This is a genomic window from Micromonospora sp. IBHARD004, from assembly GCF_052814115.1.
In genome coordinates this window covers 5,155,630-5,179,401 of sequence record NZ_CP199934.1, presented here as the reverse complement: position 1 = coordinate 5,179,401, position 23,772 = coordinate 5,155,630, and the positions used below count along the sequence as shown (strand labels likewise).

Annotated in this window: 22 protein-coding genes; 16 read left to right on the top strand and 6 right to left on the bottom strand. The window is 74.3% G+C overall.

The features are described 5' to 3' along the window. Window positions 1–26: 26 nt before the first annotated feature. Together ACTWO6_RS25175 and ACTWO6_RS25170 are read right to left on the bottom strand one after the other, a co-directional pair. Entirely contained in the window at window positions 27–770 is a 744-nt protein-coding gene (locus ACTWO6_RS25175) for a 3-oxoacyl-ACP reductase family protein (RefSeq protein WP_446216252.1), read from the bottom strand. A gap of 92 nt (window positions 771–862) precedes the next feature. Continuing rightward, entirely contained in the window at window positions 863–1,798 is a 936-nt protein-coding gene (locus ACTWO6_RS25170) for a phosphotransferase (protein WP_446216251.1), read from the bottom strand. A 218-nt stretch (window positions 1,799–2,016) separates the two neighbouring features. Between ACTWO6_RS25170 and ACTWO6_RS25165 the strand changes: the two genes are divergently transcribed. After that, window positions 2,017–3,168 carry a polysaccharide pyruvyl transferase family protein gene (locus ACTWO6_RS25165; RefSeq protein WP_446216250.1) on the top strand — a complete coding sequence of 384 codons (1,152 nt, stop codon included), beginning with the start codon at window positions 2,017–2,019 and terminating at the stop codon, window positions 3,166–3,168. A 24-nt stretch (window positions 3,169–3,192) separates the two neighbouring features. Here ACTWO6_RS25165 and ACTWO6_RS25160 read toward each other — a convergent pair whose 3' ends face one another. Then, the gene (locus ACTWO6_RS25160; RefSeq protein ID WP_446216249.1) at window positions 3,193–3,399 is read right to left on the bottom strand and encodes a hypothetical protein; all 207 of its coding nucleotides are present in this window, start codon (window positions 3,397–3,399) and stop codon (window positions 3,193–3,195) included. Window positions 3,400–3,482: 83 nt separating this feature from the next. Here ACTWO6_RS25160 and ACTWO6_RS25155 point away from each other — a divergent pair, with 83 nt between their 5' ends. Continuing rightward, complete coding sequence (locus tag ACTWO6_RS25155) at window positions 3,483–3,650, top strand: mycothiol transferase (protein ID WP_446216248.1); 168 nt, start codon at window positions 3,483–3,485, stop codon at window positions 3,648–3,650. 12 nt (window positions 3,651–3,662) lie between these two features. Here the strand turns inward: ACTWO6_RS25155 and ACTWO6_RS25150 are convergent, their stop codons facing one another. Further along, window positions 3,663–4,535, bottom strand: coding sequence for a carbohydrate kinase family protein (locus ACTWO6_RS25150; RefSeq protein ID WP_446216247.1), 873 nt, complete (start codon window positions 4,533–4,535; stop codon window positions 3,663–3,665). Between the two features lie 63 nt (window positions 4,536–4,598). Between ACTWO6_RS25150 and ACTWO6_RS25145 the strand changes: the two genes are divergently transcribed. Beyond that, complete coding sequence (locus tag ACTWO6_RS25145; protein ID WP_446216246.1) at window positions 4,599–7,745, top strand: SNF2-related protein; 3,147 nt, start codon at window positions 4,599–4,601, stop codon at window positions 7,743–7,745. Continuing rightward, window positions 7,742–8,737 carry an SWIM zinc finger family protein gene (locus ACTWO6_RS25140; RefSeq protein WP_446216245.1) on the top strand — a complete coding sequence of 332 codons (996 nt, stop codon included), beginning with the start codon at window positions 7,742–7,744 and terminating at the stop codon, window positions 8,735–8,737. The genes ACTWO6_RS25145 and ACTWO6_RS25140 overlap by 4 nt, the downstream gene beginning before the upstream one ends. Window positions 8,738–8,749: 12 nt before the next feature. On the opposite strand, the gene ACTWO6_RS25135 is transcribed toward ACTWO6_RS25140, so the two are convergent. Beyond that, window positions 8,750–9,007 (bottom strand): DUF3040 domain-containing protein, encoded by a 258-nt coding sequence (locus tag ACTWO6_RS25135; protein ID WP_089013185.1) that lies wholly within the window; start codon window positions 9,005–9,007, stop codon window positions 8,750–8,752. Window positions 9,008–9,483: 476 nt separating this feature from the next. On the opposite strand from ACTWO6_RS25135, the gene ACTWO6_RS25130 reads away from it, so the two are divergent. The 5 genes from ACTWO6_RS25130 (at window position 9,484) to ACTWO6_RS25110 (ending at window position 15,698) form a co-directional block, all read left to right on the top strand. Beyond that, the gene (locus ACTWO6_RS25130) at window positions 9,484–11,529 is read left to right on the top strand and encodes a DUF1800 domain-containing protein (RefSeq protein WP_446216244.1); all 2,046 of its coding nucleotides are present in this window, start codon (window positions 9,484–9,486) and stop codon (window positions 11,527–11,529) included. 8 nt (window positions 11,530–11,537) lie between these two features. Next, window positions 11,538–12,917 carry a DUF1501 domain-containing protein gene (locus ACTWO6_RS25125; RefSeq protein WP_446216243.1) on the top strand — a complete coding sequence of 460 codons (1,380 nt, stop codon included), beginning with the start codon at window positions 11,538–11,540 and terminating at the stop codon, window positions 12,915–12,917. Next, on the top strand, window positions 12,914–14,332 hold the full coding sequence (locus ACTWO6_RS25120) for a ferredoxin reductase family protein (protein WP_446216242.1): 1,419 nt from the start codon (window positions 12,914–12,916) through the stop codon (window positions 14,330–14,332). The genes ACTWO6_RS25125 and ACTWO6_RS25120 overlap by 4 nt, the downstream gene beginning before the upstream one ends. 15 nt (window positions 14,333–14,347) lie before the next feature. Next, a complete protein-coding gene (locus ACTWO6_RS25115) occupies window positions 14,348–14,914 on the top strand; it encodes an FMN-binding protein (protein WP_446216240.1) in 567 nt (188 codons plus the stop codon). Window positions 14,915–14,975: 61 nt separating this feature from the next. Beyond that, on the top strand, window positions 14,976–15,698 hold the full coding sequence (locus ACTWO6_RS25110) for an FAD:protein FMN transferase (protein ID WP_446220755.1): 723 nt from the start codon (window positions 14,976–14,978) through the stop codon (window positions 15,696–15,698). 288 nt (window positions 15,699–15,986) lie between these two features. Here ACTWO6_RS25110 and ACTWO6_RS25105 read toward each other — a convergent pair whose 3' ends face one another. Further along, window positions 15,987–16,658, bottom strand: a complete 672-nt coding sequence (locus tag ACTWO6_RS25105) for a bifunctional DNA primase/polymerase (protein ID WP_446216239.1) — start codon at window positions 16,656–16,658, stop codon at window positions 15,987–15,989. Between the two features lie 245 nt (window positions 16,659–16,903). On the opposite strand from ACTWO6_RS25105, the gene ACTWO6_RS25100 reads away from it, so the two are divergent. The 7 genes from ACTWO6_RS25100 to mctP all read left to right on the top strand — a co-directional run bounded on the left by ACTWO6_RS25100 (window position 16,904) and on the right by mctP (window position 23,737). Continuing rightward, entirely contained in the window at window positions 16,904–18,130 is a 1,227-nt protein-coding gene (locus tag ACTWO6_RS25100; protein ID WP_446216238.1) for a helix-turn-helix domain-containing protein, read from the top strand. A gap of 16 nt (window positions 18,131–18,146) precedes the next feature. Next, window positions 18,147–18,728 carry a flavoprotein gene (locus ACTWO6_RS25095; protein WP_446216237.1) on the top strand — a complete coding sequence of 194 codons (582 nt, stop codon included), beginning with the start codon at window positions 18,147–18,149 and terminating at the stop codon, window positions 18,726–18,728. 136 nt (window positions 18,729–18,864) lie between these two features. Then, entirely contained in the window at window positions 18,865–19,731 is an 867-nt protein-coding gene (locus ACTWO6_RS25090; protein WP_446216236.1) for a Nif3-like dinuclear metal center hexameric protein, read from the top strand. Next, entirely contained in the window at window positions 19,728–20,465 is a 738-nt protein-coding gene (locus tag ACTWO6_RS25085) for a zinc ribbon domain-containing protein (RefSeq protein WP_446216235.1), read from the top strand. Before ACTWO6_RS25090 ends, ACTWO6_RS25085 begins: the two co-directional genes overlap by 4 nt. A gap of 5 nt (window positions 20,466–20,470) precedes the next feature. Then, window positions 20,471–21,691, top strand: a complete 1,221-nt coding sequence (locus ACTWO6_RS25080) for a bifunctional RNase H/acid phosphatase (protein WP_446216234.1) — start codon at window positions 20,471–20,473, stop codon at window positions 21,689–21,691. Window positions 21,692–21,842: 151 nt separating this feature from the next. After that, window positions 21,843–22,085 (top strand): DUF3311 domain-containing protein, encoded by a 243-nt coding sequence (locus tag ACTWO6_RS25075; RefSeq protein ID WP_130338728.1) that lies wholly within the window; start codon window positions 21,843–21,845, stop codon window positions 22,083–22,085. Beyond that, on the top strand, window positions 22,082–23,737 hold the full coding sequence (gene mctP, locus ACTWO6_RS25070; protein ID WP_446216233.1) for a monocarboxylate uptake permease MctP: 1,656 nt from the start codon (window positions 22,082–22,084) through the stop codon (window positions 23,735–23,737). The genes ACTWO6_RS25075 and mctP overlap by 4 nt, the downstream gene beginning before the upstream one ends. The last annotated feature ends 35 nt before the right edge of the window (window positions 23,738–23,772 follow it).

Here is a 23,772-nt window from a genome sequence, read left to right as displayed (position 1 = left end):
ACCCCCGCCGCCGCGCGGTCCGCGGCTCAGCTGGCGAAGCCGCCGTCGACGTCGATGCTCGCGCCGGTGACGTAGCCGCCGTCGACGCCCGCGAGGTGGGCGACCATGCCGGCGATCTCGGCCGGCACGGCGTACCGGCCGAGGGCGGTGAGGCCGCTGATCGCCGCGGCGTTCGGCCCGTCCGCCGGGTTGGCGTCCGTGTCGGTCGGACCGGGGTTCACCAGGTTGACCGTGATGCCCCGCGGGCCCAGCTCCCGGCCGAGCCCCTTGGTGAGGCCGACCAGCGCGGTCTTGCTCATCGAGTAGAGGGCGAGGCCGGGGAACGGGGCCCGGCGGGCGACGTTGCTGCCGATGTTGATGATCCGGCCGCCGGCGGTCATGTGCCGGGCCGCTGCCTGCGCGGCCACGTACGGCGCCCGGACGTTGACCGCCAGCGTCCGTTCCAGCTCGTCGGGGCCGAGCTGCTCGACCGGGCCGACCAGGAACACGGCGGCATTGTTGACCAGGATGTCGAGTCGTCCCAGCTCCTCGACCGTCCGGTCCACGGCCGCCCGTACCGCGTCCGGGTCCGCGCTGTCGGCCCGCACGGCCAGCACCCGCCGGCCCAGCGCCTCGATCTGCTTCACCATTGACGCGGCCCGGTCGTCGTCCCGCTGGTAGGTCAGCGCCACGTCGGCGCCCTCGGTGGCCAGGCGGAGGGCGATCCCGGCGCCGATTCCCCGGCTACCCCCGGTGACAAGTGCGACTTTTCCGTCCAGTGTGGTCGTCATGAGACGAGCATCGCCGTTGTGGCGGCGCCGGTCCGGCGGAGATCGGACGTCTCGTTCGGCACCGGAGCTTCCCGCCGCCGCCCCGCCGGCGGTCAGCCCAGGCGCTCGGCGAGCCAGGGCAGCAGCGCCTCGCCCTGCGCGCGCTGGAACGCCCGCACCGTCGGGATGCCGGGCGGCGGCGGCTGCCGGGCGCTGTCGAGGAAGAAGCCGGCGAGACCGGCCAGCACCCCGGTCAGCGCGGCCGGCTCCACCCCGGCGGTGAGCGGCAGGTCGCGCAGCAGCGCCTCGGTGTCGTGGCCGCCGTGCAGCCGGACGTTGACCAGCAGCAGCACGGTGTCCAGCCAGGACGGCCCGCGGCAGGCCCACGGCCAGTCCACCACGCTGACCGTGCCGTCCGCGCCGACCAGCAGGTTGTCGGCGCGGACGTCCAGGTGGCACAGCGTGTCGCCGGCCAGCGCGGCGAGTCCCCGGTCCGCTGCGGCGCACAGCTCGGGCAGGCGCGCACGGGCCCACGGCGGCAGGTCGGCCGGTGGGTCCGCCGCGATCCGCCGCCAGCCGGCGAAGTCGTACCCCAGCTGCTCGGCCGCGGTGGGCACCGCCGCGACCGGCGTCGGGGTCAGCGCGGCGGCCATGGCCGCCAGGGCGGTGAGCACGGCCGCCAGCTCGGTCGCGAGCCAGGGCGTGGCCGGGTGCCGGCCGTCGACGTCGGTGAAGACCAGGGCCACCCACTCGCCGTCGTCGTGGCTGCCGAGCAGCCGGGGCGTCGGCGCGTACGGCGGCAGCGCGGCCGCGATCCGCGCCTCGGCGCGGTGCATGTGCGGGCTGCGGTCGTTCTGCGCCGGGCTGACCGCCTTGACGAAGGCTCTCCGGCCGCCGGCGGTGCGGACCCGGTCGGCGGTGCCGGGGGAGTAGCCGCCCGGCTGGGACACCGCCTCGACGACCCGGTCACCGAGGATCTCCTCGACGGTGGCCCGGACCTGGGCGGGCAGTTCGGCCCAGGCGATCCTGGTCTTCGTCGCGCTCGTCATGCGTCCACGGTCGGTCCGGCCGCCCCGCCAGGCAAGCTGATTACCCGCTCGCCGTGGACTGCGCACCACCTCGGTCGACGCCGGCTCCGACGCCGGTCGGGTGGTTTCCGCCCTGGTGTCCCGCCTGGTCGGTGCGGCGGCCGGCTGACAACGCGCCCAGGTATGTCCACCGGCGCAGTGGGAAACCGGCCGAAGACGCACCTGGGGAGGAGCGACGGATGACGGATGGCGCCGCACTGACGATCGGTCTGCTCGGTTCGTACGGAGGGCGCAACCTCGGCGACGAGGCGATCCTCAGCGGACTCCTGGCCGACCTGCGGCAGCAGGAGCCGAACGCCCGGATCATCGTCTTCTCCCGCAACCCGCCGCACACCGCCCTGGCCCACCCGGACGTGGAGGCGGTGCCCTGGGAGGGTGTCAGCCGGGCCGACTCGTCGGTGACCCTGGGCGAGCTGGATCTGCTCATCCTGGGCGGCGGCGGCATCCTCTACGACCGGGAGGCCCGGCGCTACCTGCGGGTGGTCCGGGTCGCCCAGGAGCGCGGCCTGCCGCTGCTCACCTACGCGGTGGGGGTCGGGCCGCTCACCGACGGGGTGGACACCGGCATGGTCCGGGAGACCCTGGCCGGGGCGATTGAGGTCACCGTGCGGGACCAGGAGTCCCGGATGGTGCTCGAGGAGGCCGGCCTGGTGAACCCGATCACGGTCACCGCCGACCCGGCGTTCCTGCTCGAACCGGAGGACTTCCCGGCGAGCTGGCTCCGCGAGGAGGGGGTCCCGGCGGGCAAGCGGCTCGTCGGGTTGAGCGTCCGCGAGCCGGGCCGGGCCGCGGAACGCCTCGACGTGGACGGCTACCACCGGCTGCTCGCCCAGATCAGCGACTTCCTCGTGCACCGGATCGACGCGTACGTGCTGTTCGTGCCGATGGAACGCGACGACATCCGGCACTCGCACGGCGTGATGTCGCACATGGTCGCCGCCGAGCGGGGTCGGGTCCTGCACGGCGACTACGAGCCCCGCCAGGTGCTGGGGCTGATGAAGCACTTCGACCTCGCGGTCGGCATGCGGCTGCACTTCCTGATCTTCGCGGCCATGGTGGGCACGCCGTTCCTGCCGCTGCCGTACGCCGGGAAGGTCTTCGACCTGGCCCAGCGGCTCGGGGTGCCGGCGCTGCGCGGCGTGGAACGGGAGGTGGAGGGCCCGCTGCTGGCCGAGGTGGACCGGCTGTGGGACGAGCGGGAGGCGCGGGCGAAGGAGACCGCCCGCCTGGTGGCCGAGGTGTGCGAGCAGGCCCGGGGCACCTCCCAGGTCACCCGGGGGGTGCTGGAGAGCATCCGCTCCCGCCGCCTGACCGGGGTTCACGCGGCCTGAGCCGGCCGGCGCCCCGCTGTCCGGTCAGACCGCCGGCCCCCGCCAGGTGTAGATCCACGGCCGGCCCGCCCGGTCGTCCGACTCCAGCTCGTAGATCTGCGCCTCGGCCAGTCCCTCCGGGCCGAGGTGGTGGTGGGTCAGCGGCGGCCGGCCGTTGCCGTCCAACTCGACGGTGACGGTCTCGCCGTCGGCCGTGCCGCCCACCAGGGGGATCTGCACCGTGGATGCCATGCGCCCATCCTGCCCCGGACACCGCCGGCCCGCAGCGGTTAGCGGGGCAGCGGGCCGGCCGCCGCCGGGACTATCGTCCGGAGATGGCGGACCCCACCATCGACCCCACGCTGGGTCCGGTCCTCGCCCGCACGGGTGACGAGCGGGGGGTGCGCTGGATCCTGGTCCACCTGATCGAGGAGACGGCCCGGCACGCCGGGCACGCCGACATCCTCCGCGAGCTGACCGACGGCGGGACCGGCGCGCTCTGACCGGCCGTCGGCTCACTCCCGGGGCAGCAGGCCCGGCGGATACTCCATCCCGTCGTGGGTGCAGGCGGCGGCGGCGACCCGGGCGGCGTACCCGGCCGCGTCGGGCAGGGGAGCGCCGCGCAGCCGGGCGGCGACGACACCCGCGGCGAAGGCGTCGCCCGCGCCGTTGGTGTCGACCACCGGGCCGGGCGGGGTGGTGGCGGGCACCGGCATCGGCGGGGCGTCCGAGGTGTGCAGGGTCGCACCCGCCTCCCCGCCGGTCACCAGCACCGTGCGGGGCGCCAGCTCCGCCGCAAGCTTCCCGGCGCGGTCGCCGAGGCGGACGCCGCTGACGAAGACCAGGTCCGCCGCGTCGGCGAAGGGGCGGTGGTAGGCGTTCTCCCCGTCCCAGTCGTGCAGGTCGGTGGAGAGCCCCACGCCCTCGGCGAGCCCGGCGCGCAGGACCGGCAGCGCGTCGCGCGCCCAGTCCATGATCGACACGTGCACGTGCCTCGCGTCCCGGACCAGCGCGGCCAGCGCCTCCGGCGGGAACGGCGGCGGCCCCTGCCAGGGGCGCGGGTCGTAGAGGGACATCCGGCGCCCGGCCGGGTCGACCAGGTTCACCGACCGTCGGGTGCCGGCCGGGGCCTCGGCCAGCACGGTGTGCACGGAGGTGCGGGCCAACGCCGCCCGGACCACGTCCCCGGCCGGGTCGGCGCCCAGCACGTCCACCAGCGCCACCCGTAGGCCCAGCGCGTGCGCGGCCAGCGCCACCCCGGCGCCCGTGTTGCCGATCCGCAGGTCGATCGGGGGCACGGCCACGGAGTCGGTGGCCGGCAGCGGAAGCACGGGCACCTGGGTACGGATGTCGACGCCCAGGCCGCCGATCACGAGCAGATCGAACATGGCGCCGACAGTAGCCCGCCCGGGCCGCCTATTCTTGCCCCGGGCGTTGACGAGGGGGAGTGCGTGCTGGTCATCCACGGGGTGTGGCTGTCCGCCGTCGGGCTCGCCGTCTGGGCCGAGGACACCACGCTGCCGGCGCGGGCGCCGCGGCGGCCCGGCCGGGCGCCGCGCGAGCGGCCGCACCCGTTCGCCGCCGGCCACGCCACGCTGGTCGAGGCGCTCGGCGGCCTTCCGGCCCGGGCCACGTCCGTCCTGCTCTCCCTCCCCACCCGGGGCGGTTCGCCGCTCGACTCGCCGGAGCTGGTCCGGACCGCCGTCGCGGAACCGGTCCGCGGGTCGGTCACCCTCGCTGGCTGGCGGGTCCCCATCCTGATGTACGCCCCGGACGCCGCGTTCGCCCTGCTCCGGGAGATCGACCTCGGCCCCGCCGTGCCGGGGGCGGACCTGCGCCACCTGGCCGAGCTGGCCGACTTCGCCGCCGACCTGGTCGCCCGCGGCCGGGTGCTGCCCGGCGTCACGTCCCCGACCGGCGCCGCGCCGAGCGCCGCCGCGGACCCGGCCCGGCTCGGCCCGGCGGACGGCGCCGACGTGCTGACCGCCCGGGCCGTCTGGCGGCCCCTGCTGACCGGGACGGACGCCGGCTGGGCCCGGTCCCTGGCCCTCGCCCTGCCCCCGGCCGCCCGCGCCGCCGAACCGCCCGCCCCGGTCGACCCGGGTGGGCTGGCCGGGACCGGCGCGCTGGTCGCGGACGCGTTGGACGCGCTGACCGACGCCGCGGCCCGGGCGGCCCTCGCGGGGACCGTGCTCACCCGGGGCCTCCGGCCGGCCGGTCCGGTGCCGGCCTGGCTGGCGGCGCTGACCGGCGAGCGCCGCGAGTTCACCACCGACCCGGACGGGCTGGAGACCCTTCGCGCCGAGCTGGACGCCTGGCAGCGCGACGCCGCAGGCGGCCCGGTACGGGCCAGCTTCCGCCTGGTCGAGCCCGATCCCGACGAGATCGTCGAACCGCTGCTCGTGGTGCCGGCCGACCCCACCGCCGTGGTGACGCAGGGCGGCCGGTGGCGGGTGGAGTTCGGCCTGCAACCGGCCGACGAGCCGGGGCTGCTGGTCGAGGCGGGCCAGGTGTGGCGGTCACCGGGGAACCTGCCCGCGCTCGGCGCCGCGGACGACCCGCAGGAGACCCTCCTCGCCGAGCTGGGCCGGGCCAGCCGGCTCTGGCCGGAGCTGGACGACGCGCTGCGTACCGCCACGCCGGAGGGGATGGAGCTGGACGCGGAGGGGGCGCACCGCTTCCTGCGGGAGGGCGCCCCGGTGCTGCACGCGGCCGGCTTCGGCGTGCTGCTGCCGTCCTGGTGGCGGCGGCCGTCGACCCGGCTGGGCGCCCGGCTGCGGGCCCGGAGCCGCACCGCCCCGGGCACCGTGGCCGCGGCCTCCGCCGGCCTGGGGCTGGACGCGCTGGTCGACTACCGGTGGGAGGTCGCGCTCGGCGACCAGCCGCTGACGGCGGAGGAGCTGGCCACCCTCGCCGAGCTGAAGTCCCCGCTGGTCCGGCTGCGCGGACGCTGGGTCGAGCTGGACCCGAAGCGGCTCGCCGCCGGCCTCCGGCTGCTCCGCTCGGCCGGGGAGCTGACCGTCGCCGACCTGCTCCGGCTGGGCCTCGCCGAGACCGACCGGCCCGACGAGCTGCCGGTGCTGGAGGTCACCGCCGACGGCGCGCTCGGCGAGCTGCTCGCCGGGGCGGCGGAGCGGCGACTCACCCCGGCCGACCCGCCGCCCGGGTTCCACGGCACGCTGCGGCCGTACCAGCGGCGGGGACTGGCCTGGCTGGCCTTCCTCCAGTCGCTCGGGCTGGGCGGGATCCTCGCCGACGACATGGGGCTGGGCAAGACCGTGCAGCTGCTCGCCCTGCTGGCCGGGGACCCGCCGGAGGCCGGACCGACCCTGCTGGTCTGTCCGATGTCGCTGGTCGGCAACTGGCAGCGGGAGGCGGCCCGGTTCACGCCCGGGCTGCGCGTACACGTGCATCACGGTGCCGAGCGGGCGCGGGGGGCGGAGTTCCGGGCGGCCGTGCACGGCGCGGACCTGGTGCTGACCACCTACTCGGTCGCCGCGCGGGACGCGTTCGCGCTGGCCGGCATCGACTGGCACCGGGTGGTGGTGGACGAGGCGCAGGCGATCAAGAACGCCTCGACCCGGCAGGCCGAGGCGGTCCGGTCGCTGCCCGCGCGGCACCGGGTCGCGGTCACCGGTACGCCGGTGGAGAACCGGCTGGCCGACCTCTGGTCGATCATGCAGTTCGCGAATCCCGGCCTGCTCGGCCCGGCCGCCACCTTTCGGAAGAAGTTCGCCGAGCCGATCGAGCGGCACGGCGACGACGAGGTGGCCGGCCGGCTGCGCCGGATCACCGGCCCGTTCGTGCTGCGCCGGCTCAAGACCGACTCGTCGATCATCTCCGACCTGCCGGCGAAGCTGGAGATGGAGGTGCTCTGCAACCTCACCGCCGAGCAGGCCGCGCTCTACCGCGCGGTCGTCGACGACATGATGGCGAAGATCGAGTCCAGCGACGGGATGGAACGCCGGGGGCTGGTGCTGGCCACCATGACCCGGCTCAAGCAGGTCTGCAACCACCCGGCGCAGCTGCTGCGCGACGGCTCGCCGCTGCCCGGCCGCTCCGGCAAGCTGGAGCGGCTGGAGGAGATCGTCGACGAGGTCCTCGCGGCGGGGGAGAAGGCCCTGCTCTTCACCCAGTACGCCGAGTTCGGCGGCATGCTGCGCGGGCACCTGTCGGCCCGGGTCGGCCGGGAGGTGCTCTTCCTGCACGGCGGCGTCGGCAAGGCCGACCGGGACGCCATGGTCACCCGGTTCCAGTCGCCGGACGGACCGCCGCTGTTCGTCCTGTCGCTCAAGGCCGGCGGCACCGGGCTCACCCTCACCGCGGCGAACCACGTGGTGCACGTCGACCGGTGGTGGAACCCGGCGGTCGAGGACCAGGCCACCGACCGGGCGTTCCGGATCGGCCAGCGCCGCCGTGTCCAGGTCCGCAAGTTCGTCTCCGCCGGGACCGTGGAGGAGAAGGTGGCCGCCATGATCGCCGACAAGCGGAGCCTGGCGGGGCGGGTGGTGGGCAGCGGCGAGCAGTGGGTCACCGAGCTCTCCACCGGCGCGCTGCGCGAGCTGTTCGCGCTGGACTCCGGGGCGGTGGTGGAGTGAGCACGCCGGACGGGAACGGGGCCGGGCGGTTCGCCGAGTTCGGGCCGCCGCGGCGGGTGGAGGGCGGGCTGCGGGCGCGCAGCACCCGGGGCGCGATCGGACAGTCCTGGTGGTCCCGCCGGTTCCTCGAGGTGCTGGAGTCCTTCGCTCTCGGCACCCGGCTCACCCGGGGCCGGGCGTACGCGCGCCGCGGTCAGGTGCTCCGGCTGGACATCGCCCCCGGGGTGGTCACCGCCGCCGTGCAGGGCTCCCGGCCCGACCCGTACCCGGTGCGGATCGAGCTGGCGGCCCACCCGGCGCAGGTGTGGGCCCGCATCGAGGCGGAGCTCGCCGGGCAGGCGTTCTTCAGTGCCCGGCTGCTCGCCGGCGACCTCCCGGCCGAGCTGGAGGAGCTGTTCGCCCGGGCGGGCGCGCCGCTCTTCCCGTCCACCGTGGACGAGCTGACCCAGCGCTGCGGCTGCCCCGACTTCGCGGTGCCGTGCAAGCACCTCGCGGCCACCTTCTACCTGCTCGCCGAGGCGTTCGACGCCGACCCGTTCCAGCTGCTGCACTGGCGGGGCCGGAGCCGCGCCGAGCTGCTCGACCGGCTGCGTACGCTGCGCGCCGCCGCCGGCGCAACCGCTACTTCGGCGACGGTGGCCGGTGGGGCCGACGTGACGACGGCAGGGTCCGGACCGGCCGCGGCCGGTCCCGCGCCGGCCGGGCGGCCCACGGCGGCCGGCGCGGCGCGGGTGCTCGGCGCCCTGCCCGCGACGTCGCCGGCCGACCCGGTCGACCGGTTCTGGGTGGCGCCGGTGCCGGTACCCGACCGGCCACCGACCCTGGTGACCGCCCCGGACCTGCTGCTGCGCCAGCTCGGCCCGCCCGGGCCGGCCATCGGCGGCCCAGGGCTGGTCGAACGGCTGCGCCGGGCCTACCGGGACCTCGGCCGGCCGCGCTCGGACCGGCCCACCACCGCCAGCCCGGCCGAGGCGACGCCCACGGAGCGGTAGGGGCCGGCGCGGTCAGAGCCATCGCCGCCGGAACCGCCACATGAGGCCGGCGTTCGCCAGCAGGACCACGGCGCAGATCGCGCCGGCCAGCCGCCCGGCCAGCACGGTCATCGCCGGCAGTGAGGCCCACAGCACGATCGTCAACAGCATGAGGTACCGGCCCCGGCGGGCGCGCGCCCGGTGGTCGAGCCGGGCGAAGAACTGCGGATCGCTCTCCCGGAGCTGGCGGGTGATCTGCTCGAACCTGCGCTGATCCTCTTTGCTGAGCATGGCGGTGCCTTCCCCTCACGGCTTCAGCGGTTCGGCGGCATACCCGCAACGGAGGCGGGTCACGCGCGGCTCCAACTCCTACTTTCGCCGGGGCGGGCGAGGCGTCGCGCGCGGCTCGGCGCGGGCGGGCGGCCTTCCGGTCGGACGACCTCAGCGCGGGCTTATCCGCACCTTAAGTCTGGCTGAGGCATTGAACGGCGCTAACAGCGTCACGGCGGACGAAAACGTTACGCCCCACCGTTCCGGGGCGATGTCGGCCCTGCTGGGGAGGCCACCGCCCGGAGGGTGCCGGACCGACCGCTCGGTCGAGGTCATGAGCACTGTCTTAAGTGCCCAGCCGAGCGCTTTCCGACCGCCTTGAGCGTCCGGGGACGCGTGGTTACTTTCCCGTAGCAACTCCTCCGCAACAGTCGCCGCCCCGCCTCTCCTCCCCCGGTCGCAGGCGTGCCGGCGCTCGAAGAAAACGGGATTGGTACATGGCCGACCAGAATGTGCCACCACGTCGACCCCGGGACGACCGCGGGTGGGACGGACGACAGCACCCCACCTCGGACGGGTACCGCGACCTGGACCACGCGACGCCGTACGCCCCCGCCGCCGGCTACGGCGGACCCGCCGGGTACCCCGGCGCCACCACGAACCTTTCCGGGCAGGGCTCCCGGTGGGTCGGCCCGGACGGCTTCGGCCGCCAGGGTTACGCCCCGGCGTCCGGCGCGGGACTGCCCAACCTGGACGATGACGACGAGCCCGGCCGCCGCACCGGCCGCCGGCGCGCCCTCGCCGCGCTCGGCGGCGCGGCGGTGGTCGCCGGCGGGGCCGCCCTCGCCATGACCCCCCAGGTGCGCGGGCTCTTCCGCGACGACCCGGTGGCCGGCGACGCCACCGGCACCGTGGTCACCGACGGCACCGCCGCCCGGCCCAGCGGGCAGCAGCCGAGCACGGTGCGCACCTACACCGAGCAGAACGAGAGCTACATGGGCTCCCGGGCCGGTGCGGCGATGAAGCGGAACTCCCCGAGCGGTGGGCGGCTCTTCGACGGCCCGGCGGCCGCCGCCGCGGCGACCCAGGTGACCGTGAGGACCGTGCTCGCCAAGGACCCGGTCCGGCACCTGGCCAGCCGGGCCACCTTCGGCGCCACCCCGAAGGTGCTGGCCGACATCAAGCGGCTCGGCATCGACGGCTGGCTGCGCTGGCAGCTCGACCCGGCGAAGATCGCCCCGACCAGGGCCGAGCTGAAGCTCGCCGAGCTGCCCACCCTGAAGCTGACCCCGCAGCAGCTGCGCGACCAGCGGGACCAGCTCAACGAGCGGGGCGCCCAGCCGGAGAAGGAGACGATCGACGCCACCATCGCCCGGCAGATCTGGTCCGACCGGCAGCTCTTCGAGGTGATGGTCGACTTCTGGAACGACTTCCTGCACGTCGCCGCCGACTTCGACGGCGGGGAGGTCTACCGCAACTCGTTCGACCGGGACGTCATCCGGGCCCATGCGCTGGGCAGCTACCCGGAGATGCTGATCGCCGCGAACAAGCACCCGGCGCTGCTGCTCTACCTGAACCAGGTCGACTCCCGCAAGGACGCGGTCAACGAGAACCTGGCCCGGGAGAACCTGGAGCTGTACTCGGTCGGGGTCGACGGCGGGTACACCGAGAAGGACGTCCGGCAGGCCGCGATGCTGCAGACCGGCCGGGGTGTCGCCGACGGGAAGTACGTCTTCCACCCGGAGCGGCACTACGTCGGCAAGGTGAAGGTCCTCGGCTTCAGCCACCCGAACAGCTCGGCCGACCCGAAGACCGCCGACCGGGTGATCGACCAGTACATCACCTACCTCGCGCTGCACTCGTCGACCGCCCAGTACGTGGCCCGCAGCCTCGCCACCCGGTTCGTCTCCGACACCCCGCCGAAGTCCCTGGTGGACCGCCTGGCCAAGGCGTACGCGGCGAACAAGGGCCTGATCAAGCCGGTGCTGATGACGCTCTTCAGCTCGTCGGAGTTCTGGGCCGCGGTGGGCCAGAAGGTGCGCCGGCCGATGGAGTACCTGGTCGCCACCTACCGGACCCTCGGCGTCCGGCCGGAGGCGTCGCCCGGCTTCCAGGGCGACAACCGGCGCACCCCGTACGCCCAGGGCCTGCGGCAGATCCAGGACAAGATGCGCGAGCTGGGCCAGTACCCGATGGGCAAGCCCACCCCGGACGGCTACGCGGACGTCTACGTCGCGTGGACCTCCGCCGGCACCATGGTCGACGGCTGGAACGAGGCCGGCGATCTGCTCGGCGGCTGGCGCAAGCAGTTCACGTACCCGGCGCCGGAGAAGCTGGTGGCCCGCCCGCCGGCCACCGCCGGGGCGTACGTGGACGAGCTGGCCGGGCGGCTGGTGCACCAGAAGCTGAGCGCCAAGGAGAAGGCGCTGGTCCTCGGCGTCGCCGGGGTCCCGGCGACGGCGAAGGTCGACGCCACGTTCAACGGGGCCGTCGTCGCCGTCGCGCGGACGATCCTCGCTTCCCCCCAGCACCACCTCCGGTGAGGCATTCGATGGAGAAGACCGTGTACTCGTACCCCCTGCACCCAGAATGCCCGGACCTGTGGCGGCTGGCCGACAACCCGGCCGAGGCGCTGCTCCGCGCGGAGTCCGACGTCGTCGCGGCGGAGAACGCCGCCGAGGCGGACCGCTACCGGCGGCTGGAGGAGCTGGAGGAGGCCCAGCAGGACGGGCGCGGCGTCACCCGGCGCACCTTCGTCGCCGGCGCCGCCGCCACCGCCACCGCGCTGGCCACCGCCCAGTTCGTCACCACCTCGGCGTCCTTCGCGGCGACGAAGACCGGCACCCTGATCCACGTCTTCCTCTACGGCGGGCTGGACGGGCTGAGCCTGGTCGCCCCGGCCGACGACCCGATCCTCGGCAAGGCCCGGCCGGACCTGCTGCTCGGCAACGACTCGTTGGCCCTGGGTCGCGGCTTCAAGCTGACCAGCGCCTTCGCCCCGCTGGAGAAGTGGCTCAAGGCCGGCCAGCTCGGCTTCGTCCCGGCGGTCTCCGACCCCCGGCTGTCCCGCAGCCACTTCCAGGCCGCCGACGCCTGCAACCTGGGTGGCCTGCCCGGCGAGACCGGCGGCCGGGGCTGGCTGGACAGCCTGGTCGACGCGCTCGGCAAGGGCACCGCGTTCCGCAGCGTGGGCATCGGCAGCACGCTGCCCCGGTCGCTGGTCGGCGTCAACGGCGCGCTCTCCCTGAACAGCGTCGGCGAGCTGCGGCTCAACGGCGACGAGAAGTACCGGGCCGCCACCGAGAAGGCGATCCGCGGGCTGTTCACCGGGATCAACCACCCGGTGGAGGAGGCGGTCATCGAGGGGATGGGCGCGCTGGCCACCGCGCAGAAGCTCGCCGCGAAGCCGTACCAGGCCGCGGCGGGGGTGAGGTACCAGGGCGTCGGGTTCGCGTTCCAGCAGCTCGCCCAGCTGATCAAGGGCGGGGCGAACGTGCGGGTCGCCACCGTCGGCATGGGCGGCTACGACACCCACGAGAACCAGGGCACCCAGGACGGCGGGAACCTGTGGCGGCGGCTCAACGAGCTGGCCACCGCCATGGCGGCGTTCTTCACCGACCTCGGCGACCGGGCCGCCGACGTGACGATCATGGTGTCCAGCGAGTTCGGCCGCCGGGTCGCCTCCAACGGTGGCGGCACCGACCACGGGCACGGCGGGGTGGTTACCATCCTGTCCGGGCGTAAGCTCGCCGGTTCGCTGCTCGGTACCTGGAACGGGTTGAACGACCTGGACTCGGGAGACGTACCCGAGTACAACAACATTTTCAACGTCTACGGCTCCGTGGCCCAGGGCCGGTTCGGGCTCACCACGGCGGAAGTGGACAAGGTCTTCCCCCGGCAGAAATACGTACCCATGAAGTTGTACGCGTGACATATCAGGACACCTACGCCGCCGGCCGCCGTACCGGGACCTCGCTCCCGCACGGCGGCCGTTCGGCTTCCTTCCTACCCCCGCCGGCCCTGCCCCGCCGCGGGCCCGGCGGCCGGCGGGCCCTGGCGGCCCTGTTCTGGCTCGGCCTGGTGGCCGCGGTGCTGCCCTGGTGGCTGGACACCCCGGCCGGCTCGCTCGCCGACACCACCGACCTCCGCACCGCGGCCGGGCGGATCACCGGCCTGGTCGCCGGCTACCTCCTGCTGGTCCAGGTCGCGATGATGAGCCGGCTCGGCGCGCTGGAACGCTGGGTCGGCGGGGAGCGGCTGTCCCGCCTGCACCGGGACCTCGGCGCCACCCTGCTCGTCGCGGTGCTCGCCCACCTCTCGCTGATCGTGGTCGCCTACGCCGGCCTGGAAAAGAAGTCGATCCTCGGCGAGGTCGGCTCGCTGCTGCGCGACTACGAGGACATGGTCTCCGCGTTCGTGGCCGCCGGCATCATGGTGGCGGTCGGCTTCACCGGCATCCGGGCGATCCGCACCGTCATGCCGTACGAGCTCTGGTACCACCTGCACCTGACCAGCTACGCGGCCCTGCTGCTCGGCTTCGGCCACCAGTTCGGCAACGGCGCCCAGCTCTTCGAGCCCGGCCCGGTCCGGACCGGCTGGATCGCCGCGTACCTGCTGGTCCTCGCCGCGCTGATCTGGGGTCGGATGATCGCCCCGCTGCACTTCAACCTGCGGCACCGGCTGCGGGTGGCGGACGTGGTGGCGGAGAGCCCCGACACCATCTCGATCTACCTGACCGGTCGCCGGCTCAACCAGATCGACATGCTCGGCGGGCAGTACTTCCGCTGGCGCTTCCTCAACGTCGGCGGCTGGTGGCAGTCCCACCCGTTCTCGCTCTCCGCCGCCGCCAACGGCCGCTGGCTCCGGCTGACCGTGAAGGTGGTCGGCGCGCACACCGCCGACCTGCGCGACCTCCGGCCGGGCACCCGGGTCTGGGCGGAGGGGCCGTCGGGCACCTTCACCGCGGCCCACCGCACCCGGGAGCGCGCCCTGCTCATCGCCGGCGGCAGCGGCATCGCCCCGCTGCGGGCGATGCTGGAGGAGCTGCCGGCGGGCGCCGCGCTGATCTACCGCGCCCGCACCGCGGCCGACGTGCTGCTCCACCCAGAGCTGGACTGGCTGGCCCAAGCCCGGCGGACGTCCGTCTGGTACGTCATCGGCTCCCGCAACGATCCCGGCCCCCGCCAGGTGATGAGCCCGGAGGGGCTGCGCCAGCTGGTGCCCGACGTGACCCGTCGCGACGTCTACCTCTGCGGGCCCGCCGGGCTGGTCGACGAGGCGGTCCGGGTGCTGCGCCGCACCGGCGTCCCCCGCCGGCAGATCCACCTCGCCACGTTCGAGCTGTAGAAAGGCTTTCCTCCCATGCGTCGCGCCGTCCTCGCGATCACCGGCCTGGCCGCCAGCACCACCGCGCTGGTGGTGCTCAAGGGTTCCCCGGGCGCCAGTCAGGTCGCCCAGGACCTCCCCGCCGACCAGGCGTCCGTGGCCCCCGGAGTCACCCCGGCCCCGGGTACCCCGGCGGCGAGCGGCGCCCCGTCGGCGCGGCAGAGCGCGAAGGCCAGCGCCAGCCGGACCCCGGGCACGAGGACCAGCACCACCGCCAAGGCGACGACGGCCGCGCCGAAGACCACCACCAGCGCGCCGAAGACCACCACCCGGACGGTCACCGGTCCGGTGGTCAGCTACCAGTACGGCTCCCTCCGGGTGCAGATCACCCTGAGCGGGACCCGGATCGTCAACGCCACCGGCCTCGGCATGCCACAGTCCGGGGGGTCGGGGCTGCGCAGCGACGACGTGCAGGCCCGCTACAGCGGCACCTCCGGCGAGGTGGTGGCGAAGCAGAGCGCCAACCTGAACACCGTCTCCGGGGCCACCTACACCAGCAACGCGTACCAGCAGTCGCTCCAGGCCGCGATCGACAAGGCCTGAGACGGTGGTCGAGGTGACGGCGCCGCGCGCCCGTCCGGGCCTGCGCCGGGTCGAGCAGATCATGGGTACGGCGATCAGCCTGGACCTGGCCGACGACCTGCCCGCCGCGACCCTGCACGAGCTGGCCGAGGAGACGTTCGGCTGGCTCCGCGAGGTCGACGCCCGGTTCAGCACCTACCGGGAGGAGAGCGAGGTGTGCCGGTTCGACCGGGGCGAGCTGCCGCTCGCCGAGGCGTCGGCGGACCTGCGGGCGGTGCTGGACCGCTGCGCCGACCTCTGGGGCGCGACCGACGGCTTCTTCGACGCGTACGTCACCGGGCGGCTGGACCCCTCCGGCTACGTCAAGGGCTGGTCGGCCCAGGTCGCCTCGGACCGGCTGTGCGCCGCCGGCGCCCCCAACCACTGCGTCAACGCCGGCGGCGACGTGCGGGTACGCGGCCACTCCGCGACGGGCGAGCCGTGGCGGATCGGCATCCGGCACCCTTGGGACCCGGCGGCCACCTGCCTGGTGCTCAGCGGAACCGACCTGGCGGTGGCCACCTCAGGGGTGTACGAGCGCGGCCAGCACGTGCTGGACCCCCGCCGGGGCGCCCCGGCCCCGGGCCTGCGCTCGGTCACCGTGGTCGGCGCGGATCTCGGCGTCGCCGACGCGTACGCCACTGCCGCCGTGGCGATGGGCCGGTCCGGCATCGGCTGGCTCGACCGCCTCCCCGACCACCTGCACGCGGTGGTCACCGACGACGCCCGCCTGCTCCACTCCACCCGCCTCCCCCTGGCGGACTGACCCCGGGGCCCCGGGATCAGCGGAGGGGGCGGTGGGTGGTGGCGGGGCGGGAGCCGGGCGGGCGGGGGCGGCCGGGTCGGGTGCCCCACGGGCGGGTGCCGGCCCAGCCGTACGGGCGGCGCCGGTGCCGCGATGGCTCGGTGCCGCCGGTGTGGCGTGCCGCGTCGTCCCTGGACATGGTCTACCCCCGCTCATTGGCGTCGGTTCGCCGTCACCCGGTTCAACGAGGTCGACGCCGCCGGGGTCGCTGCCGCGCGGGGGTCGTTCACCCGGCCGGGCGGCGGCCGGTCACCAGCCGCGGCGGGGGAGCGGGAGCTGGCGGGGGAGCAGGTCGGAGGCGAGCGTCACCCCGGCCGCCCGTAACGCGTCGATCAGCGCGTTCTGCACCAGATAGGAGTCGGGTAGCTGCCAGCGGGCCTGTTCGGGGGCGACGGCCCAGCGGACGATGCCCTCGGGCAGCCGGGTCGGCGGCGCCGCGATCCAGGAGCCCGGGCCGTGCCGGACCACGTGGAAGCAGTGTTCCAGCTCGGGCCGGAGCGGGTCGCCGGGGCGGACCAGGAACATCCACCGGCCGGCGGGGGTGACCAGGACCGGCCCGCGTACCCCGAAGCCGGCGGGGTGGGTCGCGACGGCGTCCAGCACGTGCCGGCCGAGGCGGGCGGAGACCTCCAGCACGTCGAAGGCGCGCCCGGTGGGGAGCAGCACCCCGTGCGGCCGACTGCGCCACCAGGTGGCCACCCGGGCCGGGTCGGCGCTCGCCGCCTGCTCCCAGTTCTCGAAAGCGGGGTGGCAGCCGACGGTGGGGCAGCCCGCCCGGCCGCAGACGAAGCGGCTGTTGGCGAGGCAGGCGCCGGGGGTCACCTCCCAGCCGTGGCCGGCGTAGCGGACCGCGACCCGGCGCAGCCGGACCCGCTCCAGGGGCGACAGGTGAGCGACGCGCGGTCCGACATTCCCCCACATGTGTGCCATCTCCTCTCGCCCTTCCCGGAATTTCCTCACGTCAGATGTCGAGCGCCGTCACTGCCGTAACCCACGATCGTTGAGCTGACGAACGGCTGATGCAACTTGCACGAAAACTACGAGGACTGGCTGTACGGCCGACGTACAGACTGTGCGACCAGCGAAAACCTGAATAACCAACGGGTTGTGGACGGCAGCAGGGCCCCAAACGTCAGCCGGACGCGGGCCGGGGGGAGGGATGGGAGATGGATGAGTTGCCGATAGGCCGTCGGGTGGCGTACTGGCGGGGCCGGCGCAAGATGTCCCAGCAGGTCTTCGCCGACCGGCTGGGCAAGTCCAAGAGCTGGGTGGACAAGGTCGAGCGCGGCGTCCGGCGGCTGGACAAGTTCTCCGTCCTCTACGAGATCGCCGACATCCTCCAGGTCGACGTCCAACTGCTGCTCGGCAAGGACCCGGAGCGACGTACCGACGCGTTGAACTGCATCGACCAGGTCGAGGTCGAGGAGATCCGGGCCGCGCTGGAGCGGTACGACTCGATGAGCGCGTACTTCGACGCCGCGCCGTACCCGCCGCCGCTGGACGACATGCGCAAGGCGGTCAACCACGCCTGGCTCACCTACCAGTACGGCCGGTACGGGATGCTCACCCGCGCCCTGCCGAAGCTGCTGCGCGACGCCCAGGCGGCGGACGCCGGCTACGGCGGCGACCAGGCCCGGGAGTCGGCCCACCTGCTCGGGCAGGTCTACCAGATCGCCTCCTCGGTGCTGCGCAAGCTCGGCGAGTGCGACCTGGCCTGGCTGGCCGCGGACCGCTCGATGGCGGTCGCCCAGCGGGCCGACGACCCATTGCTGGCCGGCATCGCCACCACCCGGGTCTGCAACGCGCTGGTCGCCATGGGTCGGGCCCGGCCGGCGCTCGAACTCAACGTCAACATCGCCAACCGGCTCGCCCCGGGCGGCGGCAACGACGCCTCCCCGGGTCGCCTCTCCGTCTACGGCATGCTGCTGCTCCAGGGCGCGATGGCCGCCGCCCGGATCGGCGACTCCGCCACCGTGGACGACCTGCTCACCGGGGCGCAGGAGGCGGCGACGCTGCTCGGCGGCGACCAGAACCACTACTGGACCTCGTTCGGTCCGACCAACCTGGAGCTGCACCGGGCCGCCGCCGCCGTGGAGCTGGGCGACGGCGGGCGGGCGGTGGAGATCCACCACGCCATCGCCGAGCCGGCGTTCAACGCGCTGCTGCCGGAGCGGCGGGCGCACCACCTGCTCGACATCGCCCGGGGCTACGCGCAGATCGGCGACGTGGCGAACGCGGGCGAGATGCTGCTGCGCGGCGACCGGCTGGCGCCGTCCGAGATCCGCTGCCGCCCGATCGCCCACGAGGTGATGGCGGACGTGCTCCGTCGCACACGGGGTGCGCCGCCTCCGCCGATTGCGGAGTTGGCTGAGCACATGGGAGTCGGAGTATGAGCCTGGTGCCGGTCGGATGAACGGTCCGCGCATCAGTGACGCTCGCCGCGAGGTGCTCTACGTCATCGCCTGCGGTTCGCCGCTGGCTCGGCAGGTGGGCCGGCTGGTCGAGCTGGCCCAGCAGGACGGGTGGGACGTCTGCGTGATCACCACGCCGGACGGCGCGAAGTTCGTCGACCGGACCGCGCTGGCCCGGCAGACCGGCCATCCGGTCCGCACCTGGTACAAGAACCCGGGCGACCCCGACGTGCTGCCGCCGGCGGACGCGATGCTGGTCTGCCCGGCGACGGTCAACACGGTCAACAAGTGGGCGGTCGGGATCGCCGACACCCTGGCGCTCGGGCTGCTGATCGAGGGCCAGGGGCTCGGCCTGCCGATCGCGGCGGTGCCGTACACGAACTCGGCGATGGCCGCCCACCCGGCGTTCCGGGCCAGCCTGGGCCGGCTGCGGGAGTGGGGGGTGGCGGTGGTCTTCGGCGACCTCGTCGTCCCGCTGCACCCGCCGGGCACCAGCGAGCGCCACCAGGACGCCTTCCCGTGGGGGGTCGGCCTGGCGGCGCTGCGTGGCGTGCGGCGCCCGGTCGCCCCGGTCGCCTGAGCCGGGACCGGATGGCCGCGGGGCGCACCGGGTGGTCGTCCGCCGGAATCCGCCGGCGCGGCGCCGGGTCCTGCGCGGGGCGCGTCCCGGCGGTCCAGGGCGTGCGTCACCGCCCGCGCCGGTAAGCTGGCCGGCCGTGAGCACAACCGGATCCCCGCCCACGGTGGCCGACGTGGTGGCCGTGCTGGACGGCCGCTACCCGCCCGCCTGGGCGGAGGAGTGGGACCGGGTCGGCCTGGTCCTCGGCGAGCCCGCCACCGGCGTACGCCGGGTCGCCTGCGTGGTGGACGTGGTGCCCGAGACGGTGGAGGAGGCGCTCGCCGCCGGGGCCGACATGATCGTCGCCCACCATCCGCTGCTGCTGCGCGGGGTCTCCTCGGTCGCCGCGACCACGTACAAGGGGCGGATCGTCCACCGGTTGATCAAGGCGGACGTGGCGCTGTACGTGGCGCACACCAACGCCGACGTGGCCGAACCCGGCGTCTCCGACGCCCTGGCGGCCCGGTTCGGGCTGACCGGGCTGCGCCCGCTGCACCGGCCGCGCCCCGGCTCCCCGGCCGACGGCCCGGGGCGGGGCACCGGCCGCATCGGTGAGCTGCCCGCCCCGATGACCCTCGCCGAGCTGACCCGGCACGCCGCCGCCGTGCTCCCCGTCACCGCCTGGGGAGTTCGCGCCGCCGGGGATCCCGGGCGTATGGTTCGTACCCTCGCCGTCAGCGGCGGCTCCGGGGACAGCTTCCTCGCCGAGGCGTCCGCCGCCGGGGTGGACGCGTACCTCACCGCCGACCTGCGCCACCACCCCGCCGGCGAGCACCTCGCCGCCGGCGGCCCCGCCCTGCTGGACGCCGCCCACTGGGCGACCGAACGACCCTGGTTGGACGACCTGGCCGCCCACCTGCGGACCGCGCTGGGCGTCGAGACCGTGGTGTCCGACCTGGACACCGACCCGTGGACCGTGCACGCCGCCGCACCCCGTCCGGACGACAAGGAGCCCTGCCCGTGAAGGCTGACCCGAAGGTGCAGCGCCGCCTGCTCGACCTCCAGGCGATCGACACCGCCCTGGCCCAGCTCGCCCACCGCCGCCGGTCGCTGCCGGAGCGGGCCGAGCTGGAGGCCCTCGCGCGGGAGCTCTCCGCGCTGGAGGACGAGCGGGTCCGGGCCCAGGTGGCCGTCGACGACCTGGACCGGGACATCGCCCGGCTGGAGAAGGACGTCGAGCAGGTGCGGGCGCGCAAGAGCAAGGACGAGGCCCGGCTCGCCGCCGGCAGCGGCCCGGCCCGGGAGCTGGAGGCGCTCCAGCACGAGCTGGTCTCGCTGAACCGCCGGCAGAGCGACCTGGAGGACGCCGAGCTGGAGCTGATGGAGGAGCGGGAGACCGCGCAGGGGGTGCTCGACGGCATCGAGCGGCGGATGGCCGAGGCCCGGGACCGGCGCGCCGCCACCGAGCAGCGCCGCGACGACAGCCTCGCCGAGATCGCCAAGGAGGAGGAGTTCAAGCGCTCCGCCCGCCAGCCGCTCGTCGGTGACCTCCCGGCCGACCTGATCGGCCTCTACGACAAGATCCGCGAGGACACCGGGCTGGGCGCGGCGCTGCTCACCGGGGGCCGCTGCGGCGGGTGCCGGTTGGAGCTCTCCGGCGCCGACGTGGCCCGGATCCGCAAGGCGGCCCCGGACGAGGTGGTCCGCTGCGAGGAGTGCCGGCGGATCATGGTGCGTACCAACGAGTCGGGCCTGTAGTCGCCGTGGCGGTGCGCGCGGTCGTCGTGGAGGCCGACGGCGGGTCCCGGGGCAATCCCGGTCCCGCCGGCTACGGCGCGGTGGTCCGTGACCCGGAGACCGGCGAGGTGCTCGCCGAGCGCTCCGAGTCGATCGGCACCGCCACCAACAACGTCGCGGAGTACCGCGGCCTGATCGCCGGGCTGGAGGCCGCCGCCGAGCTGGGCGCGTCCGAGGTCGAGGCGCGGATGGACTCCAAGCTGGTGGTCGAGCAGATGTGCGGCCGCTGGCAGATCAAGCACCGGGGCCTGCGACCGCTCGCCGCGCAGGCCGCCGGCCTCGTCGGCCGGTTCGCCAGCGTGCGGTTCAGCTGGGTCCCGCGGGAGCGCAACAAGCACGCCGACGCTCTCGCCAACGCCGCGATGGACGTCGCCGCCGGGAAGGCCCCGAGCCGGGCCGCCGTCGCGCCGCCGCGGATCGTGGAGCCGCCACGCGAGGTGGCCGCCCCCGACTCGGCGGCCCGCGCGGCCGCCCGCGAGGTGGCCGCCCGGGCGGCCACGGGCCGCGCCACCGGCACCGATCCGGCGACCATCCCCGCCTCCTGGGAGCCGCGCCCCACCGAGACGGCCACCCGGCTGATCCTGGTCCGGCACGGCGAGACCGAGCGGACCGTGCAGAAGCGCTACTCGGGCCGCGGCGACGTGCCGCTGACTGACCGTGGCCGGGCCCAGGCCCGGGCCACGGCCGCCCGGGTGGCCGCGCTGGCCCCGTCCGTCGCGGCCGTGGTCAGCTCGCCGCTGTCCCGCTGTACGGCCACCGCCGAGGCGATCGCCGCGGTCGTCGGCAACCCGCCGGTACGCCCCGACGACGACCTGATCGAGTGCGACTTCGGGGCCTGGGAGGGGCGCACCTTCGCCGAGGTGCGCGAGGGCTGGGCGGGCGAGCTGGACGCCTGGCTCGCCTCGACCAGGGTCGCCCCGCCGGAGGGGGAGTCGTTCGTCGTCGTCGCCGAGCGGATCAACCGGGCGGTCGACCGGCTGCGCGCGGCGTACCCGGGGGAGACCGTGGTGGTGGTTTCGCACGTCTCGCCGATCAAGCTGGTGCTGCGTGACGCCCTCGCGGCCGGTGACGCCTTCCTGCACCGGCTGTACCTGGACACGGCCGGCATTTCGCTGCTCGACCTGTACCCGGACGGCGGCGTCGCGGTCCGTTCGGTCAACGACACCGCCCACCTCACCGGTCTCTGACGACGGTCGCCGGGCGGTGGCCGGCACCGCTCGGCGCAGCCGGAACGCCGTTCGGCGCATCGCCGTCGCACCGCTGATCGTGACTGCGCTCACAGGGTCGTAGCCTCCGGCCGTCACATGGCTAGTTACGACTTTCCCGGAGGTGTGTCACATGGCAGCACCCGAACCGGAGGCGCCGACTTCGGCGCGATCCAGGGCGAAGGACCACAGTCCCTGGAACTGGTTGCTTTTCATACCGATTGTGGTGCCGCTGATCCCGGCCTTCTTCAACGCCGACTCACCCCGGCTGTTCGGGTTCCCGCGCTTCTACTGGCTGCAGCTGGCCTGGATCATCCTCGGCGTGGCCACCACCACGCTGGTCTACCAGATGACCAAGAAGCGGGGTGACCGGTGATGCGCGACCACCTGACCGAGATCATCGTCTTCACGTTCCTCTTCCTGCTGGTCAGCGCGATGGGCTTCGTGGCGGCCCGCTGGCGGGCGCCGCGCGACATGGCCCACCTTGACGAGTGGGGGCTGGGCGGCCGCAACTTCGGCGGCTGGATCACCTGGTTCCTCGTCGGCGGTGACCTCTACACCGCGTACACCTTCGTGGCGGTGCCGGCGCTGGTCTTCGGCGCGGGTGCGATGGGCTTCTTCGCCGTGCCGTACACGATCGTGATCTACCCGCTGGTGTTCCTGGTGCTCTGCCGGCTCTGGTCGGTGTCGCACCGGCACGGCTACGTCACCCCGGCGGACTTCGTCCGGAACCGGTTCGACTCGCCGATCCTGGCGCTGCTGGTCGCGATCACCGGCATCCTCGCGACCATGCCGTACATCGCGCTGCAGCTGGTCGGCATCGAGGCGGTGCTCAAGACGATGGGCGTCACCGGGGAGAGCACGATCGCCCGGCACCTGCCGATCATCATCGCGTTCGCGATCCTGGCCGCCTACACCTACCAGTCCGGGCTGCGCGCCCCGGCGCTGATCGCCTTCGTCAAGGACTCGCTGATCTACATCGTGATCCTGGTGGCGGTCATCTACCTGCCGTACAAGCTGGGCGGCTGGGGCGACATCTTCAACGCGGCGGACGCGAAGTTCAAGGCGTCACCCGCCCCCGGGGACGGAATCCTGCTCAACGCCAACAACCAGCTCCAGTACATCACCCTGGCGTTCGGTTCGGCGCTGGCGCTCTTCCTCTACCCGCACAGCATCACCGGCGTGCTGGCGAGCCGGAACCGCGACGTGATCAAGCGGAACATGTCCGCGCTGCCGGCGTACAGCCTGCTACTGGGCCTGATCGCGCTGCTCGGCTACATGGCGATCGCGGCCGGGGTGAAGCCGCTGCCGGGGGCGACCCAGGGCAGCGTGGACGGCAACACCGTGGTGCCGCTGCTGTTCGACCAGCAGTTCCCGGACTGGTTCGCCGGCGTCGCGTACGCGGCGATCGGCATCGGCGCGCTGGTGCCGGCGGCGATCATGTCGATCGCTGCGGCGAACCTGTTCACCCGCAACATCTACAAGGAGTACCTGAAGCGGGACGCCAGCCCGGCGCAGGAGGCGAACGTCTCCAAGATCACCTCGCTGGTGGTGAAGGTCGGCGCGGTGGCCTGCATCGTCTTCCTGGACCCGCAGTTCTCCATCGACCTCCAGCTCATCGGCGGCGTGATCATCCTCCAGACGCTGCCGGCGGTGGCGCTGGGCCTCTACACCCGCTGGTTCCACCGCACCGCGCTGATCGCGGGCTGGGCGGCCGGCATGGCGATGGGCATGTGGATGCTCTACCAGATCGCGAATCCGGCGACCGGGAAGAAGCACTTCGCCGGCTCGGCCTTCCCGCTGTCCGAATTCGGCTTCGACACCAAGAAGACGATCTACGTGGGCATCGTGGCCGTGCTGGTCAACCTGGCGGTCGCCGCGCTGCTGACCCTGGTCCTGCGGGCGGCGAAGGTGGCGGACGGCGTGGACCACACCACGCCGGACGACTACTTCGCCGACGAGGGCGACCCTCGCGTCGTCCCCGGCACCGAGCGGGACGCCGACTCCGCCCGGGAGCCGGTCGCCTGAGGTGAGCGAAAAGGGCCCCCGGCTGTTGAGCCGGG